A 15658-nucleotide genomic window follows, 5' to 3' on the forward strand; every position below is an offset into this window, starting at 1 on the left:
AGGAGTTTTTTGTGAAAAAATTATTTAAAAGTACGGCTATGGCGGTACTCGCTGCACTAACAATGGGTACTTCAATGAGCGCTTTGGCGCACAAAGTGGGCATTGTTGATATGCAAACAATCTATGCGCAAGTGCCGCAAACAGCAGCCATTGAGAAGACCTTGCAAAGCGAATTTGCTGAGCGCCGTCAGGAGCTAGAAAAGCTACAAGGTGACATCCGCTTTGAAACTGAGAAGTTCCAGCGTGAAGGCACGGTGATGAGCGATGAGCAGAAGCAAGAGCTGCGCGCGAAGATCCAAGGTATGCAAAAGCAACTAATGGAGAAAGGCCGTCCGCTTGAGCAAGAGATCAAGCGTCGCCAAAACCAAGAGCTAGGCAAATTGCAGCAAACTATCGTTGCAGCGATTCAAGAAGTAGCCAAAGAAGGCGACTTTGACGAAGTTAAAGTGAAAGATGGCACTATCTACTTCAACCCAAGTGAAGTGACCGACCTATCTGAAGACGTTATCGACGCTGTTAGTAAGAAGTAATAATGACAACAACACTAGCGAACATTGCTCAGCACTTAGGTGCTGAGCTAGTTGGTGACCAGGGCCTGCAGATTGACGGTATTCAAACACTGGAAAAAGCAGGCCCTAAACATATCAGTTTCCTCGCCAATAAAAAGTACCGTAGTGCGCTGAACACCACCCAAGCTGGTGCGGTGATCCTCAGTGCGGATGATGCCGAGCATTATGATGGCAACAAGGTTATCTGTGCCGATCCTTATGTCGCCTATGCCAAGTTAGCACAGCTATTAGACACTACGCCGGCAGCAGCACAGGGGGTGCACCCCAGTGCGGTGATAAGCAGTGAAGCAACAGTCAGTGAGAGCGCCAACATTGGCCCTTTCGTGGTTGTTGAAGCCGGTGCTCACATTGGCGAACATGCTCAAATAGGCAGTCATTGCTTTATAGGTGCGAATGCGCGTATTGGCGCAGGTACTAAGCTATGGAATAACGTCACTGTTTACCACGAGGTGAATATAGGCGCGCAGTGCTTGATTCAAGCAAATACCGTGGTGGGTGCCGATGGTTTTGGCTATGCCAACGAACAAGGGCAATGGGTTAAGATCCCGCAGCTTGGATCTGTTATAATCGGCGACCGTGTTGAGATTGGTGCCAGCACCACCATCGACCGAGGTGCCATTGACGACACCCTTATCCACGACAATGTGATTATCGACAACCAATGCCAGATAGCACATAACGTTGAGATTTGTGAAGGGACCGCTATCGCTGGTTGTACCGTCGTTGCAGGCAGTACTAAAATTGGCCGTTATTGCCAAATTGGTGGCCTAAGCGCCATTACCGGTCATGTGGAAATTTGCGACAAAGTGGTGCTAACCGGCATGAATATGGTTACCAGTGGCATTAATGAGCCTGGTATTTATTCATCTGGTGTTCCGCACAGCAAAAACAAAGAGTGGCGCCGCACCATCGCGCACTTACGAAATATTGGTGACATGCACAAGCGTATCAAGTCCATTGAAGCGCAGCTGAAGTCGCAAGAGTAAATTAGTTTTAAGGAAAATAAGTTGGCTAATCAGTTAAATAGCTTTGATATTCAAGAAATATTAAGCCTGCTACCCCATCGTTACCCTATGCTGCTCGTTGATCGTGTTATTGATTACACGCCCGGTGAGCGTTTGCATGCGATTAAGAATGTGACCGTGAATGAACCGATTTTTACCGGCCACTTTCCCGATCAGCCCATATTCCCCGGGGTGATGATTCTCGAGGCCCTAGCCCAAGCAACTGGTTTACTCGGCTTTAAAACCACGGAAAATCGCGGTGACAATGAGCTATACTTGTTTGCAGCTATTGATAATGCACGCTTTAAGCACCCAGTAGGGCCAGGTGATACCATGCATTTGCATGTTGAGTTTTTAAAAGAGCGTCGTAATTTATGGAAGTTTTATGGCGAAGCACGCGTCGACGATAAAGTCGTGTGCAGCGCCGAATTGATGTGTGCTAGAAGAGAGTTTTAATCGTGATTCATCCGACCGCAATTATCGAACCGGGCGCAAAGCTTGCCGACGATGTGCAAGTAGGTCCATACAGCTACATCGGCAATGATGTAGAAATCGGTGCAGGGACAATTATTGAGTCGCATGTGGTAGTTAAAGGGCCATCTACTTTAGGTCAAAACAACCACATCTATCAATTCGCATCGGTTGGCGAGACCTGCCAAGATAAAAAGTACAAGGATGAACCAACGCAGCTGATTATTGGTGACAACAATGTGATCCGCGAATGTGCCACTATCCACCGTGGTACCATTCAGGACCAGGGTATTACCAAAATTGGTAGCAACAACTTATTTATGGCTTATACCCATGTTGCTCACGATGCCGTGATTGGTGATAACGTTATTTTTGCCAACAATGCCAGTGTGGCGGGGCATGTACACATCGGCAATTGGGTTATTTTGGCTGGCAACTCGGGTGTACACCAGTTTTGTAAAGTAGGCGATCATGCCTTTATCGGTATGTACTCTGGGGTGAACCAAGATGTACCGCCGTATGTTACCACCATTGGCACGCCGGCACGCCCTGTGGCAATTAATACTGAAGGACTCAAGCGTCGTGGTTTTGAGTCTGATGAGATTATGGCCCTTCGCCGTGCGTACAAAACCTTGTTCCGTAAAGGTTTAAAAGCCGATGAAGCCGTGGCCCAATTAACTGAAGATGCGCAGCAATTTCCAGCCATTCAGCCAATGATTGACCTCGTTCAACAGTCTGAACGCGGTATCATTCGCTAGACTCGATATTTTGAGTGAATAATAAAAAGCGCCTTGAGGGCGCTTTTTTTGTGGCTTAGTTAATCACACTGGTTAGGCGGACATAATCACGGTGCTTTTGCAGTTGCTGATGTGTGCCCGTGGCCCTAACACGGCCCTGCTCGAGCCAAACCACCTGGTCCATACGGTTTAACAGCGTGCTTTCATGGGTCACGGTGATCACGGTACGAGTGTTAAACAGTGCCATTAAGGCGTCAATAACCAGCTCTTGGTTGCGGTTATCCAGTCCGCGTGTGGGCTCGTCGAGTAACAGCACGCGTGGGTCGCGTAATAATTGCTGGGCAATGTGCAAACGTCGTGCTTCGCCTCCAGATAGAGTCCGCCCGCCAGTGCCCACAAGTGTATCGAGCTGATGCTCGGTTGTCGCGACAAAATCCTTCAGCTGCGCTTGAGCAAGCGCCTGCCAAAGTTGCTGCTCGTTGGCATCGTCTTTCGCCAACAGCAAATTGTTCTTAATACTACTACTGAACACATGGCATTGTTGCGACAACATACCCAAGTGCTGGTAAAGCCAATGAGTGTTAAGACTCGAAAGCGGGCGAGAAAAACACTCTAGGCTGCCGGAGCTCGGCTGCAGCTGGGCACTGAGTAATGCCAGCAGGGTAGACTTGCCAGCACCGCTGGCACCAACAATAGCCACTTTTTCGCCTTGCTTAATGGTGAAGCTGATATCCGTTATGCCGTTACTGCTATCGGGGTAGGTGTAATTCAGTGCGTCCAGGGAGTACACCTCTTGGCTAGTGAGCTCGCCTATTTCCTTAGCTTGACTGTGCTTGGGCTGCGCCACCAATTGGCGCAGGCGCTCGCTGCTTGCCAATGTCAGTTCGAGTTTAAGCATAGCATCAGGGAGTGTTAGCACAATTTCAAATCCCCCGAGTACCAGTAACATCAACATCGCCAGATTGACGTTAACCATAGCGCCACTGGTGACCATGGGGATCATGACGATAAGCACGAAAATAATGGTCAGTTGACTAACAAATAATGACAACCCCTGATGACGCGCATACCAATTTTGTGAGCGTTGTTGCTCGTTAGCTAAAGCGTGTTGGGCACGATCGATGTGCTCCCAGTAGCGCTCACAGGCGCCAGCCAGTTGTAGCTCTTTTAACCCCCGGGTCGCTTCCACCAAGCGCTCATTAAGTTGTGTGTGAGCCGCTTGGGTGTGAGTGCCAATGCTCTTTAAGTTGCGGCTTAACCACCAGGGTAACAGTACGCCGCACAGCAGCAGTGCACTGACGCTGACCACCATCAACATTATGCTATACAGGCTTAATACCCAAGCGAACAAAGGCAGCGCAACAAGGGCAAGTAAAATCGGTAAAAGCACACCAATGTAAAACTCATCAAGGCGCTCAACATCGTCTTGCAATTGCGATAGCTGTTGGCCAATACTGGTGAATTGTTGCAAGGGCACTTTGGTGAGTGCTGCAAACACGCTCACTCGCAAGGTTTTGAGCACCAAAAACGTGGTGTTGTGATTGACCAAGCGTTGACCGTAACCACTGGCGGTGCGCACCACCGCCAAAAAACGAATAATGCCCGCTGGGGTAAAATAGTTCATGGTGATCCCTTGCAGCCCGGCACTGGCCATGGCTGCAAGAAACCAACCGGAGATCGCCAGCAAAGTAACATTCGCTATTAAGGCGCACAGCGCCAGTGCCAAGCCAATGACTGCCCACTTTAGGTGGGGGCGTAATAACGATAACAAAAACTGCCAATTAGCCATGATCGACCGCCGCTCCTTGGAGTAAGTGGTTGAGTGCTGAGTGGGGTTGCTGTATCAACTGTGAGTAATTACCTTGCGCAGCGATACGGCCATGCTCCATGACCACCACCTGTTGTGCATCGCTGATGGTATGCAAACGATGGGCAATAACGATAATTAAGCAGTGTTTGCTGAGCTGCTCTAAACACCGCTGCACATGCGCCTCACTGTGCTTATCAAGGGCCGCTGTGGGCTCATCTAAAAACAGCACTTCGGGTTTGCCTAACAGTGCACGGGCCAAAGCTAGGCGCTGTATTTGCCCTCCGGATAACCCTTTACCGAGCTCGCCTATGGGCGTGTCGTAGCCTTGCGCGAGGGTCATAATGTAATCATCCAGGGCTACGTCTTTACAGACCGCGCGAATGGCACCCAGTGGTGCGTCTGGTTGCGCCAAGGCGACATTTTCGGCGATGCTGCCACTAAAGAGTGTCGGCGATTGGGCAACCCAAGCGATGCGCTGTTGATATTGCTGGATGTCTAAAGTGCTTAAGGCGTGGTCGTTTATTTTAATGGCTCCGGCGACACTGGGTTTTAGGCCCATCAAGCAATCCAGTAATGTGGACTTGCCGCTGCCGCTTGCGCCGACAATGGCATGCATGCCGGGGCCGCAGAACTTAAGCGATAGCTGTTGTAAGGTGTCGTGCTGGGCGTCGTCAAAGCGCCAGCACAGATTCTCGGTGCTCACTGTATGAATAGGGGTATGGTTCGCTAATTGCTCACCTTTAATAGTGTCGGTGTCTGCTTTTTGTAGCAGCGACAGCATTGAGCTGGCACTGGCTAAGCCTTTGAGCTTGGCATGGTAGTGCTGACCTAACTGGCGCAGCGGCAGATAAAACTCCGGCGCCAACAACAGCACCACAAAACCCGTGGCAAAATCTAACGAGCCAAAGTAAAGGCGAAAGCCAATAATCACAGCTACTAAGGCGATACTGATGGTCGCCAAAAATTCCAGTGCTAAGGTGGATATAAAGGCAATACGCAGTACAGAGAGGGTGGTGATGCGAAATTTATCGGCCATCAGCGCGACATTTTCAATTTGCTGGCGCTCGTTATTGAATAGCTTCAGCTGCACTAAGCCTTGTAGGCGGTCCATAAAATAATGACCAAGACGCTGGAGCTGCTGCCAGTTTTGCTCATTGAGCGCCTCGGCCTTATAACCGATTAAAATCATGAAAAAAGGAATGAGTGGCGCCGTAACAAGAAAGATTAACCCAGATTGCCAGTCGATAGGAAAGACTACGGCGATAATAGCGAGAGGGATAAAGCCCGCGTAAGCGACAGCAGGAATGTATTTGGCGAAGTAATCGTGCAGTGATTCCACGCCTTGGTTAAGGATATTGACCAACTGCGCTGGGCTGTGTTCAAGCTGACCTTGGCGCTGTTTTGCGACCATGGCTTGCCAAAGTGCATGGCGCATTTGCTGTTTTAGAGCAATGGCGCAGCGCTCACTGACATAGCGACTAACGCCACTGCACAGCGCTCGCAGTACCACTATGCCAGCCAGTATGGCTAACTGGGTGTGCTGTTGCGCTAAGTGCTCATCTGCAAACATCACTGCATGGCAAATGTGTGCTAATAAATAACAGCTCACTATCATCAGTAAGGCATTGACGATACCTAAGGAAATGCTTATCAGCATCGCGCCATTTTGTGAACGTGAAAAGTTTTTTAAAAAAACGCGCAGCTGGTTTTGCTGCGCGCGGTTGGGGCGGGGGGTCATGTATTAATCATGCTCCTTGTGATCGTCGGCCACACAATCATTGTGCTGGCCCATTTCATACCACATGACGTTGATCACGCCGAAGGCAACAGCGAATAATACTCCTAAAATCCACGTAAAATACCACATAATGCCTCCTTAATAGCTGCCATGGGTGTTGTTTTCAATCTCTTCACTGCTTACTCGGCGCCACATCTTCACATAACACCAAGTGGTGTAAGACAGTACTATGGGGAGCAGTATAGCGACCACAATAAACATGATATTCAAAGTCATGTGGCTGGAAACGGCGTCCCAAATGGTTAAGCTCATATTGGCGTCATGGCTGGAAGGCATAATGAACGGGAACAGGGATGCGCCAAAGGTCATAATAATGCCTAACAACATGATGCTCGAACAGATGAAGCCAAAACCAGGTCTACTCTTAAGTGAGCACAACAAGGCCAACAGACCTCCGGCAAACGCCAAGATTGGGAACGCCAAGGTCCAACTACGTTCGCTGTAATTGTTCAACCATAGACCGGTCGCAGTGGTCACTGTTTTTGCTAATGGGTCGGCATGGGCATTGGTATCGGCCATAGTGACAATCTGCATGCCGTCGATTTGCGTCAGCCACGCCCCGGCCAAGGCAAAGCCAGCGAGGGCGACAACCAGCGCGATGCGACCGAAACGGGCGCTACGTGAAGCGACGGGCTCAGCGGTGCGCATTTGTAACCATACGCCACCGTGGCCAACCAGCATGGCCACACTGATCACACCGCATAGCAGTGCAAAAGGATTCAACAGCCCAAAGAAGGAGCCGTGATAGCTCACCCGCATGAGATTATCGATATGAATAGGTACCCCTTGCAACAAGTTACCAAAGGCCACCCCGAAAATCAGTGCTGGAATGAAACTGCCGCAGAAAAGCGCCCAATCCCAGCGGTTACGCCATGTTGGGTTATCCAGTTTAGAGCGATAGTCAAAGGCCAAGGGGCGGAAAAACAGCGCAAACAACACCAGCATCATGGCAAAGTAGAAGCCTGAAAAGGCAGCGGCATACACCATTGGCCAAGCGGCAAAGAGTGCACCGCCTGCGGTAATAAGCCAGACTTGGTTACCGTCCCAGTGTGCACCTACGGTGTTGATCACTACTCGGCGCTCGACATCCTGTTTGGCAACGAAAGGTAACAAGGTAGCAGCGCCCATATCCATGCCGTCAGTAATGGCAAAGCCAATGAGCAATGCGCCAATAAGCACCCACCAGATAAGTTTTAGCGTTTCATAATCAAATATCATGATTTGCTCTCCTGTAGTTGCTGTTGACGCTCGAAGTAATACTTACCTGTATGCAGTGAGCTTGGCCCCTGCTTAATAAAGTGCAACATTAACCAGATTTCGATAATGGCCAATATGGTGTAAAAGGTAATAAAGCCAATTAAGGAGATAAGCACATCATTAAAGGTCAGACTCGAGGTGGCCATAAAGGTCGGTAATACCTCGGAAATAGCCCAAGGCTGGCGGCCATACTCAGCCACAAACCACCCTGTTTCAATGGCAATCCAGGGCAGTGGTATCGCAAATAACGCCGCTTTGAGTAGCCAACGTTTTTGCTCGATTTGACGTTTAGCATTGTAATAAAACGCGGCGGCAAAGATCAGCAGCATCACCATGCCACAGGCAACCATAATACGAAATGCCCAAAACAGTGGCCCAACTTGTGGGATAGAGTCTTGCACCGCTTTTTGGATTTGCGCTTCATCGGCGTTATACACGTCATCCAAATAACGCTTTAATAGTAAGCCGTAGCCTAAATCGTCTTTGTACTGATTGAATTGACGAATATTTTCTGGTGTTTCCTCGCCATTACGCAGCTTTTCCAAGTAGCGATAAGCCACCATACCACTGCGGATACGTTGTTCATGGTTTTGTTGCAACTCTTTAATGCCGGTGACTTCCTCATCCAGCGAGCGGGTAGCAATAATGCCCATAACATAGGGGATTTTCACCGCCGCATGGGTTTGTTGTGTTTCAGAGTCTGGAAAACCAAATAACGTGAAAGCGGCTGGGGCAGGCTCAGTTTCCCACTCCGCTTCAATCGCCGCGAGTTTCACTTTTTGCACCTCGCCGACCTCGTAGCCGGACTCATCACCGAGCAGAATCACGCACAATACCGAGGCTAAGCCAAAACTACAGGCAACCGAAAACGAGCGTTTAGCAAAAGCAACATCACGGCCGCGAAGAATATAAAAGGCACTGATCCCAAGCACAAACATAGAGGCGGCAACATAGCCGGCAGAGACGGTATGAATAAACTTAACCTGTGCCACCGGGTTAAACACCAATTCGGCAAAGCTTTGCATTTCCATACGCATGGTCAGGTAGTTAAACTCTGAACCCACAGGGTTTTGCATCCAGCCATTGGCGACTAGAATCCACAGCGCGGAGAGGTTGGTGCCCACCGCCATAAAGAAGGTCACCCCCAAGTGCTGCACTTTACTGAGCCGATCCCAGCCTAGAAAGAACATGCCGACCAAGGTGGACTCTAAGAAAAATGCCATTAGCCCTTCAATGGCAAGGGGCGCACCGAAGATATCACCAACGTAATGAGAATAATAAGACCAGTTGGTACCAAACTCGAACTCCATAGTCAGTCCGGTGGCCACCCCTAAGGCGAAGTTAATACCAAATAACTTCCCCCAGAATTTCGTCATATCACGGTAAATTTCGCGCCCTGTCATTACATAGACAGACTCCATTATCACCAAAATCCATGTCATCCCTAACGTGAGCGGCACGAACAAAAAGTGATAGAAGGCAGTGATTGCAAATTGTAGACGGGAGATGTCTACAAAGGATTCATCTATCATGGAACACCCCTTAATGTAAGCTTGTTTAAAGTTTCAGTAATTACTGAAACTTTCGTTAGTATCCAGACTACTGCTTACGAAGTCAACACAATATTAGCAACATCTAATTTAAAAGAAAGGCACACTGGAAAAATATCAACCAGCTCATCAAGCTAGGCCGTAGAAGGATTGTGCATTTAATAGCAACGAGGTTTTAAGCGCATCGCAAACAGGGTAGACTAGGCGGTTAATAACAACAGCCCAAAGTGGAACCTGTCCCCAATATGAGCGCCACTCAACCTCTTCGCATCGGCATCGTTGCCGGTGAAATGTCCGGTGACATTCTTGGTGAAGGCCTAATAAAAGCCATTAAACAACGCCACCCTGATGCCCAGTTCGTCGGTATTGGCGGTCCCCGCATGAATGCCCTCGGGTGTGAAAGCTTGTTTGATATGGAAGAGCTCTCGGTAATGGGACTCGTTGAGGTGCTCTCGCGCTTGCCTAGGCTGTTAAATATTCGCAAAGGATTGGTGCAGCACTTTATCGACAATCCCCCTGATGTATTTATTGGTATTGATGCGCCCGATTTTAATTTGCGCGTTGAGCTGCCGTTGAAGCAAGCGGGGATCACCACTGTGCATTATGTCAGTCCTTCGGTGTGGGCGTGGCGACAAAAGCGTATTCATAACATCGCCAAAGCCACCAATTTAGTACTGTCGCTGTTGCCTTTTGAGAAGGCCTTTTATGACAAGCACCAAGTGCCATGCACCTTTGTCGGCCATACCTTGGCCGATGATATCGCTGTAGAGCAAAGCAACCAGCATGCGCGGGCGCAACTAGGGCTCAGTAGCGACGATAAAGTGCTGGCGCTGTTACCGGGTAGTCGTGGCTCGGAAGTGGGGCTACTGACACCCACCTATGCGCAAACGGCCGAGCGTCTGCAGCAAGCCAATCCAGACTTAAAAGTTGTGGTGCCTTTGGTGAACGAAGCGCGCAAAGCGCAGTTCTTAGCATTGCAACAACAACATGCACCAAAGTTAAACGCGCTATTACTTGATGGTCAATCGAGCTTAGCGATGCAAGCCAGTGACGCTATTCTACTGGCGTCGGGAACCGCCTCACTAGAGGGAATGTTATATAAAAAGCCTATGGTGGTGGGTTACAAGCTCAAAGCCATGACCTATTGGATGGTGCAGCATGTGTTTACTTTCACCATCAAATACTTCTCGTTGCCTAATTTATTGGCTGACGAGGAGCTGGTCCCTGAGTTTTTACAGCACCAGTGCAATGTTGATAACTTATGCGCCGCGCTTGAGCCAAAGTTATACGGGGATAATCAAGCCTTGATTGCGCGTTTTACGCAAATCCATAAAGACATTCGCTGCGATGCCAGTGCTCAAGCAGCCAAAGCCGTATTGGAGCTTATTGATGCAAATTAATCGTCCCGATGTTCAGTATATTGCCGGTGTAGATGAAGTGGGGCGTGGCCCGCTGGTGGGGGATGTGGTGACCGCAGCGGTGATCCTTGACCCCAATAAACCGATAGCCGGACTGAGTGATTCAAAAAAGCTGAGTGATAAAAAGCGCACCGCCTTAAGTGCTGAGATAAAAGAAAAGGCATTGAGTTACTGTATCGCCCGTGCCAGTGTCAGCGAGATAGATGAGCTCAATATCTTGCACGCCACTATGCTGGCCATGTCGCGAGCTGTGGCGGGGCTTGATATTACTCCTGACTTTGTCTTTGTTGATGGTAATCGCCTACCGCAACTCGATGTGGCTGCACAAGCCGTGGTCAAAGGCGACGCGCTGGTGGCTGAAATCAGCGCCGCTTCGATTTTAGCTAAGGTGGCGCGGGATGAGGAAATGATAGCCTTGGATGCGCAATTCCCCGAATATGGCTTTGCGGGCCATAAAGGCTACCCAACTAAAGCTCATTTTGCAGCATTGGCCGAACATGGAGCCACCGAGTTTCACCGCAAGAGCTTTAAACCGGTGCAGCGCGTACTCGCCGAGCGGGGGCAATAATGGCCGCACCTGAATTTGTCCATCTGCGCGTTCACAGCGACTTTTCCATGGTTGATGGCTTGGCTAAAACCAAGCCTATTGTCAGTGCGGCGCAAGCACAGCAGCTCAGCGCCTTAGCTATTACCGACCAAATGAACCTGTGTGGTCTGGTGCGTTTTTATGGTGCCGCCCATGGCGCTGGGATAAAACCCATTGTCGGCGCCGATATTTGGCTCAATAGCCCGGAGTTTCCCGATGAGCCTTGTCGTTTGGTGGTATTGGCTAAGAATAACGAAGGCTATAACAACCTCACCTTACTGATTTCTAAAGCCTATTTGCGTGGTCATGTGATGCACCGCGCTATGGTTGACCGTCAGTGGTTGGCGGAGCACAGTGAGGGGCTAATTTTACTCAGTGGCGGCAAAGACGGTGACTTGGGCAAGGCACTGCTTAAGGGCAATGCTGGAGTGATTGAAGAGATCAGCCAGTTCTACCGCCAACATTTTGCCGGCAATTTCTACCTTGAATTAATGCGCACCGGGCGTGCTGATGAAGAAAGCTACTTACATTTGGCCGTTGAGCACGCGACAGCGCATCAACTGCCTGTGGTGGCAACCAATGAAGTGGTGTTTCTTGAGCAGCAAGATTTCGAGCCCCATGAAATTCGTGTCGCCATCCACGACGGCTACACCTTAGAGGATAAGCGCCGACCGAAGCGCTTCTCCAGCGAACAGTATTTAAAAACCCCAGCGCAAATGGCCGAGCTATTCAGTGATATCCCTGAGGCGCTCGCCAATACCGTTGAAATCGCCAAGCGCTGTAACGTGACCGTTCAGCTAGGCACTTACTTTTTGCCAGATTATCCCACCGGTTCGCTGAAAATAGACGACTTCTTGGTTAAAGTCTCTCGTGAAGGTCTAGAAGAGCGGTTGCAATTCCTGTTTCCCGATGAGCAGGTACGCGCTGAGCGTCGTGGCGAATATGACGAGCGCCTGCAAATCGAGCTCGATGTTATTAACCAGATGGGCTTCCCCGGTTACTTCTTAATCGTTATGGAATTCATCCAATGGTCCAAGGATAACAATATCCCAGTGGGCCCAGGACGTGGTTCCGGTGCCGGTTCACTGGTGGCGTATGCCCTGAAAATTACCGACTTAGACCCACTGCAATTCGATTTGCTATTCGAGCGCTTTTTGAACCCCGAGCGGGTCTCAATGCCGGATTTCGATGTCGACTTTTGTATGGACCGACGGGATGAGGTGATTGATCACGTTTCCAAATTATATGGTCGTGATGCAGTATCACAGATCATTACCTTTGGTACTATGGCCGCAAAGGCGGTGATCCGCGATGTAGGGCGGGTATTGGGCCATCCCTACGGGTTTGTTGACCGTATTTCCAAGTTGGTGCCTGGCGACCCGGGTATGACCTTGGAAAAAGCCTTTGAGGTTGAGCCGCGACTGCCAGAGGCCTACGACGGCGATGAGGAAGTGCGCGATCTCATTGATATGTGCCGTATTCTTGAAGGCTGTACGCGAAACGCCGGTAAGCACGCCGGCGGCGTGGTGATATCGCCGACTACCATCACTGATTTTGCGGCGCTGTATTGTGATGAAGAAGGCAAGTTCCCGGTCACGCAATTCGATAAAAATGACGTGGAAACCGCCGGCTTAGTGAAGTTTGACTTCCTCGGTCTGCGTACCTTGACCATCTTGCAATGGGCACTGGATATGACCAACGAGCGCCTAGCCCGTGAAGGCAAGGAGCCGGTGGACATCAATGCCATTCCCCTTAACGACCGCGCCAGTATCGACCTGCTGTTACGGGCCGAAACCACAGCGGTCTTCCAGCTCGAATCGCGCGGGATGAAGGACCTTATCCGCCGCCTGAAACCGGACTGCTTTGAGGATATGATAGCCCTAGTGGCCTTATTCCGACCCGGTCCATTGCAATCGGGCATGGTTGATAACTTTATCGACCGTAAGCACGGACGTGAAGAAATCTCCTACCCAGATTCGCAGTATCAGCATGACAGCTTGAAACCGATTTTGGAGCCCACTTACGGGGTTATCCTTTATCAAGAGCAGGTCATGCAGATTGCTCAGGTACTCGCCGGTTACTCACTCGGTGGCGCAGATTTGCTACGTCGAGCCATGGGTAAGAAAAAGCCAGAAGAGATGGCAAAGCAGCGTTCAACCTTTGCTGAAGGGGCGCAAAGTCAGGGAATTGACAGCGAATTGGCGATGAAAATCTTTGACTTGGTGGAAAAATTCGCTGGGTACGGATTTAACAAATCGCACTCTGCGGCCTACGCCTTGGTGTCTTACCAAACACTGTGGATGAAAACTCATTACCCTGCCGAATTTATGGCGGCGGTAATGTCGGCGGATATGGATAACACCGATAAAATCGTGACCTTGGTTGATGAGTGCGAGAATATGAAGCTCGCCTTGTTGCCACCGGATGTTAATGCCGGTCTCTACAAGTTTACGGTGAATCGCCAAGGTGAGATTGTGTACGGCATCGGCGCCATCAAAGGCGTGGGTGAAGGACCGGTTGAAGCCATTCTCAGTGCTCGCGAGCAGGATGGTCCGTTTAAAGATCTCTTTGATTTTTGTGCACGGGTGGATTTAAAACGCCTAAATAAACGGGTGATTGAAAAGCTCATTATGTCGGGGGCCATGGATAAGCTTGGCCCAGACCAAGTACAAGGTGGACGTGCTATTTTAATGGCCTCCCTGCCTGAAGCGATTAAATCAGCCGAGCAGCACAACAAGGCCGAGCAATTAGGCCAAGGCGATATGTTTGGGCTCTTGGCTACCGAACCCGAGGAAGTCAAACAAGCCTTTAAGCGAGTGCCTTATTTTACCGATAACCAATGGTTGGATGGCGAGCGCGAAACGCTCGGGCTGTTTTTAACTGGCCATCCCATTAACCAATATCGCAGTGAGCTTAAACATTACACCAGCGGCAAGTTGGTGGATTTAGTGCCCACAGAGCGTGATGTGCAAACCACAGCGGCCGGGCTGGTGATAAATGCACGTACCTTGGTTAATAAAAAGAATAAACGTTGGGGATTGCTGACCTTAGATGACAAGAGTGCGCGAATTGATGTACGCTTATTCCCAGAACAGTTCGAAACTTTCCAAGAATTGCTACAAATCAACAATATCTTGGTTATAACCGGACAGGTCAGCTTTGATAACTTCTCTGGCGGCATTACAATGACCGCCAGAGACGTCTGTACACTCGCTGAGGCCCGTGAAAAGCGCATTAAAGCGATGAAAATGACGGTAGATATGGCGCAAATTGATGCTAACTTCTTCGAAAAGTTAGAGAAAGTGCTGGAACCATATAAGTTCGGTACGTGTCCGATAAAAGTCGTTTATCGCCGGCCGGACGCCTTAGCCGAGCTAGAACTAGGAACACAATGGTGTGTGACGCCAGCGGATGATTTGATTCATAAGTTATCCTTACTGACGGCGCAAGATATCGAATTAGAATTTAATTAAGTGGGTTAATTAGAGCATGAGTCTCAATTATTTGGATTTCGAACTGCCAATTGCCGAATTGGAAGCGAAGATTGAAGAGTTACGCACAGTGAGTCGTGCTGGCGAACTAGATTTAGGGCTGGAAGAAGAAGTCAGCCGTTTAAAAGAGAAAAATGTCGAACTAACTGAAAAGATTTTCTCTGAGTTAGGCGCATGGCAAGTTTCGCAGTTAGCGCGTCACCCTTTGCGTCCTTATACGCGCGACTACATTGAACGTATTTTTACCGAATTTGATGAACTAGCGGGCGATCGTGCCTTCGCTAACGATCCTGCTATTCTCGGTGGTGTAGCCCGTTTAGACGGCGAACCAGTGATGGTGATCGGTCAGCAGAAGGGCCGTGATACGGCAGAGAAGATCAAACGCAATTTTGGTATGCCTAAACCGGAAGGGTATCGCAAAGCGCTGCGCCTAATGGAAATGGCCGAACGTTTCAAAATGCCTATATTCACCTTTATCGACACCCCTGGAGCCTATCCTGGTGTGGGTGCCGAGGAGCGCGGCCAAAGTGAAGCAATTGCTCGTAATTTGAAGGTCATGGCGGCATTGAAAGTGCCAACGGTATGCACCGTGATAGGTGAAGGTGGCTCGGGTGGTGCATTAGCCATTGGTGTTGGCGACCGAGTGAACATGTTGCAATACAGCACCTACTCAGTGATCTCCCCTGAAGGCTGTGCATCGATTCTATGGAAAAGTGCAGAAAAAGCGCCCTTGGCAGCCGAGGCGATGGGTGTGACCGCGCAGCGAGTGAAAGAGCTTGATCTCATCAATACCGTAATTGAAGAGCCTTTAGGCGGCGCTCATCGTAACTACGATGCCATGGCGAAAAGCCTTAAAGCACAGCTTAAGCGCGATTTAGCCGAGCTGCGTGAACATAGCGTTGACGAGATGCTTGATGCTCGCTATCAGCGCTTAATGAGCTTTGGTTACTGTTAAGCCATCGCTAGT

General features: G+C 49.6%; 13 protein-coding genes. 8 read left to right on the forward strand and 5 right to left on the reverse strand.

Annotation, left to right across the window (positions count from 1 at the left end; genetic code table 11):
* Positions 1-11 precede the first annotated feature (11 nt).
* Genes PRUTH_RS03585 through lpxA form a run of 4 tightly spaced genes read left to right on the forward strand, consistent with a single transcriptional unit; the run spans position 12 to position 2802 of the window.
* Positions 12-530 (forward strand): OmpH/Skp family outer membrane protein, encoded by a 519-nt coding sequence (locus PRUTH_RS03585; protein WP_022946763.1) that lies wholly within the window; start codon positions 12-14, stop codon positions 528-530.
* Complete coding sequence (lpxD, locus tag PRUTH_RS03590; protein WP_172972741.1) at positions 530-1555, forward strand: UDP-3-O-(3-hydroxymyristoyl)glucosamine N-acyltransferase; 1026 nt, start codon at positions 530-532, stop codon at positions 1553-1555. The genes PRUTH_RS03585 and lpxD overlap by 1 nt, the downstream gene beginning before the upstream one ends.
* A gap of 21 nt (positions 1556-1576) precedes the next feature.
* Entirely contained in the window at positions 1577-2029 is a 453-nt protein-coding gene (gene fabZ / locus PRUTH_RS03595; RefSeq protein WP_022946765.1) for a 3-hydroxyacyl-ACP dehydratase FabZ, read from the forward strand.
* 2 nt (positions 2030-2031) lie between these two features.
* Positions 2032-2802, forward strand: coding sequence for an acyl-ACP--UDP-N-acetylglucosamine O-acyltransferase (gene lpxA / locus PRUTH_RS03600; protein WP_151172538.1), 771 nt, complete (start codon positions 2032-2034; stop codon positions 2800-2802).
* A gap of 55 nt (positions 2803-2857) precedes the next feature.
* Here the strand turns inward: lpxA and cydC are convergent, their stop codons facing one another.
* From cydC to PRUTH_RS03625, 5 genes are read right to left on the reverse strand one after another with little or no spacing between them, the layout of a single operon-like run.
* Positions 2858-4570 carry a thiol reductant ABC exporter subunit CydC gene (cydC, locus tag PRUTH_RS03605; RefSeq protein ID WP_130149049.1) on the reverse strand — a complete coding sequence of 571 codons (1713 nt, stop codon included), beginning with the start codon at positions 4568-4570 and terminating at the stop codon, positions 2858-2860.
* Positions 4563-6329, reverse strand: a complete 1767-nt coding sequence (cydD, locus tag PRUTH_RS03610) for a thiol reductant ABC exporter subunit CydD (RefSeq protein ID WP_151172539.1) — start codon at positions 6327-6329, stop codon at positions 4563-4565. Before cydD ends, cydC begins: the two co-directional genes overlap by 8 nt.
* A 3-nt stretch (positions 6330-6332) precedes the next feature.
* The gene (cydX, locus tag PRUTH_RS03615; RefSeq protein WP_022946769.1) at positions 6333-6458 is read right to left on the reverse strand and encodes a cytochrome bd-I oxidase subunit CydX; all 126 of its coding nucleotides are present in this window, start codon (positions 6456-6458) and stop codon (positions 6333-6335) included.
* Between the two features lie 9 nt (positions 6459-6467).
* Complete coding sequence (gene cydB, locus PRUTH_RS03620; RefSeq protein ID WP_053910954.1) at positions 6468-7607, reverse strand: cytochrome d ubiquinol oxidase subunit II; 1140 nt, start codon at positions 7605-7607, stop codon at positions 6468-6470.
* A complete protein-coding gene (locus tag PRUTH_RS03625; RefSeq protein WP_022946771.1) occupies positions 7604-9178 on the reverse strand; it encodes a cytochrome ubiquinol oxidase subunit I in 1575 nt (524 codons plus the stop codon). Before PRUTH_RS03625 ends, cydB begins: the two co-directional genes overlap by 4 nt.
* Before the next feature lie 263 nt (positions 9179-9441).
* Here PRUTH_RS03625 and lpxB point away from each other — a divergent pair, with 263 nt between their 5' ends.
* The 4 genes from lpxB to accA are packed head-to-tail and all read left to right on the forward strand — an operon-like array spanning position 9442 to position 15646.
* Positions 9442-10596: a lipid-A-disaccharide synthase gene (lpxB, locus tag PRUTH_RS03630; protein WP_151172540.1), complete on the forward strand. Its 1155-nt coding sequence runs from the start codon at positions 9442-9444 to the stop codon at positions 10594-10596.
* Entirely contained in the window at positions 10586-11182 is a 597-nt protein-coding gene (rnhB, locus tag PRUTH_RS03635) for a ribonuclease HII (protein ID WP_138588302.1), read from the forward strand. Before lpxB ends, rnhB begins: the two co-directional genes overlap by 11 nt.
* Positions 11182-14673, forward strand: a complete 3492-nt coding sequence (gene dnaE, locus PRUTH_RS03640) for a DNA polymerase III subunit alpha (protein ID WP_138547521.1) — start codon at positions 11182-11184, stop codon at positions 14671-14673. The genes rnhB and dnaE overlap by 1 nt, the downstream gene beginning before the upstream one ends.
* Positions 14674-14689: 16 nt before the next feature.
* Positions 14690-15646, forward strand: coding sequence for an acetyl-CoA carboxylase carboxyl transferase subunit alpha (gene accA, locus PRUTH_RS03645; protein WP_022946673.1), 957 nt, complete (start codon positions 14690-14692; stop codon positions 15644-15646).
* The last annotated feature ends 12 nt before the right edge of the window (positions 15647-15658 follow it).

Origin of the sequence: Pseudoalteromonas ruthenica, from assembly GCF_008808095.1 — a bacterium.
Taxonomy (GTDB): Bacteria; Pseudomonadota; Gammaproteobacteria; order Enterobacterales; family Alteromonadaceae; genus Pseudoalteromonas; species Pseudoalteromonas ruthenica.

Coding starts and splice junctions, on each gene's coding strand:
- cydC (WP_130149049.1), bottom strand. CDS start 4,570: ATGGCTAATTGGCAGTTTTTGTTATCGTTATTACGCCCCCACCTAAAG.
- cydD (WP_151172539.1), bottom strand. CDS start 6,329: ATGACCCCCCGCCCCAACCGCGCGCAGCAAAACCAGCTGCGCGTTTTT.
- cydX (WP_022946769.1), bottom strand. CDS start 6,458: ATGTGGTATTTTACGTGGATTTTAGGAGTATTATTCGCTGTTGCCTTC.
- cydB (WP_053910954.1), bottom strand. CDS start 7,607: ATGATATTTGATTATGAAACGCTAAAACTTATCTGGTGGGTGCTTATT.
- PRUTH_RS03625 (WP_022946771.1), bottom strand. CDS start 9,178: ATGATAGATGAATCCTTTGTAGACATCTCCCGTCTACAATTTGCAATC.
- lpxB (WP_151172540.1), top strand. CDS start 9,442: ATGAGCGCCACTCAACCTCTTCGCATCGGCATCGTTGCCGGTGAAATG.
- rnhB (WP_138588302.1), top strand. CDS start 10,586: ATGCAAATTAATCGTCCCGATGTTCAGTATATTGCCGGTGTAGATGAA.
- dnaE (WP_138547521.1), top strand. CDS start 11,182: ATGGCCGCACCTGAATTTGTCCATCTGCGCGTTCACAGCGACTTTTCC.
- accA (WP_022946673.1), top strand. CDS start 14,690: ATGAGTCTCAATTATTTGGATTTCGAACTGCCAATTGCCGAATTGGAA.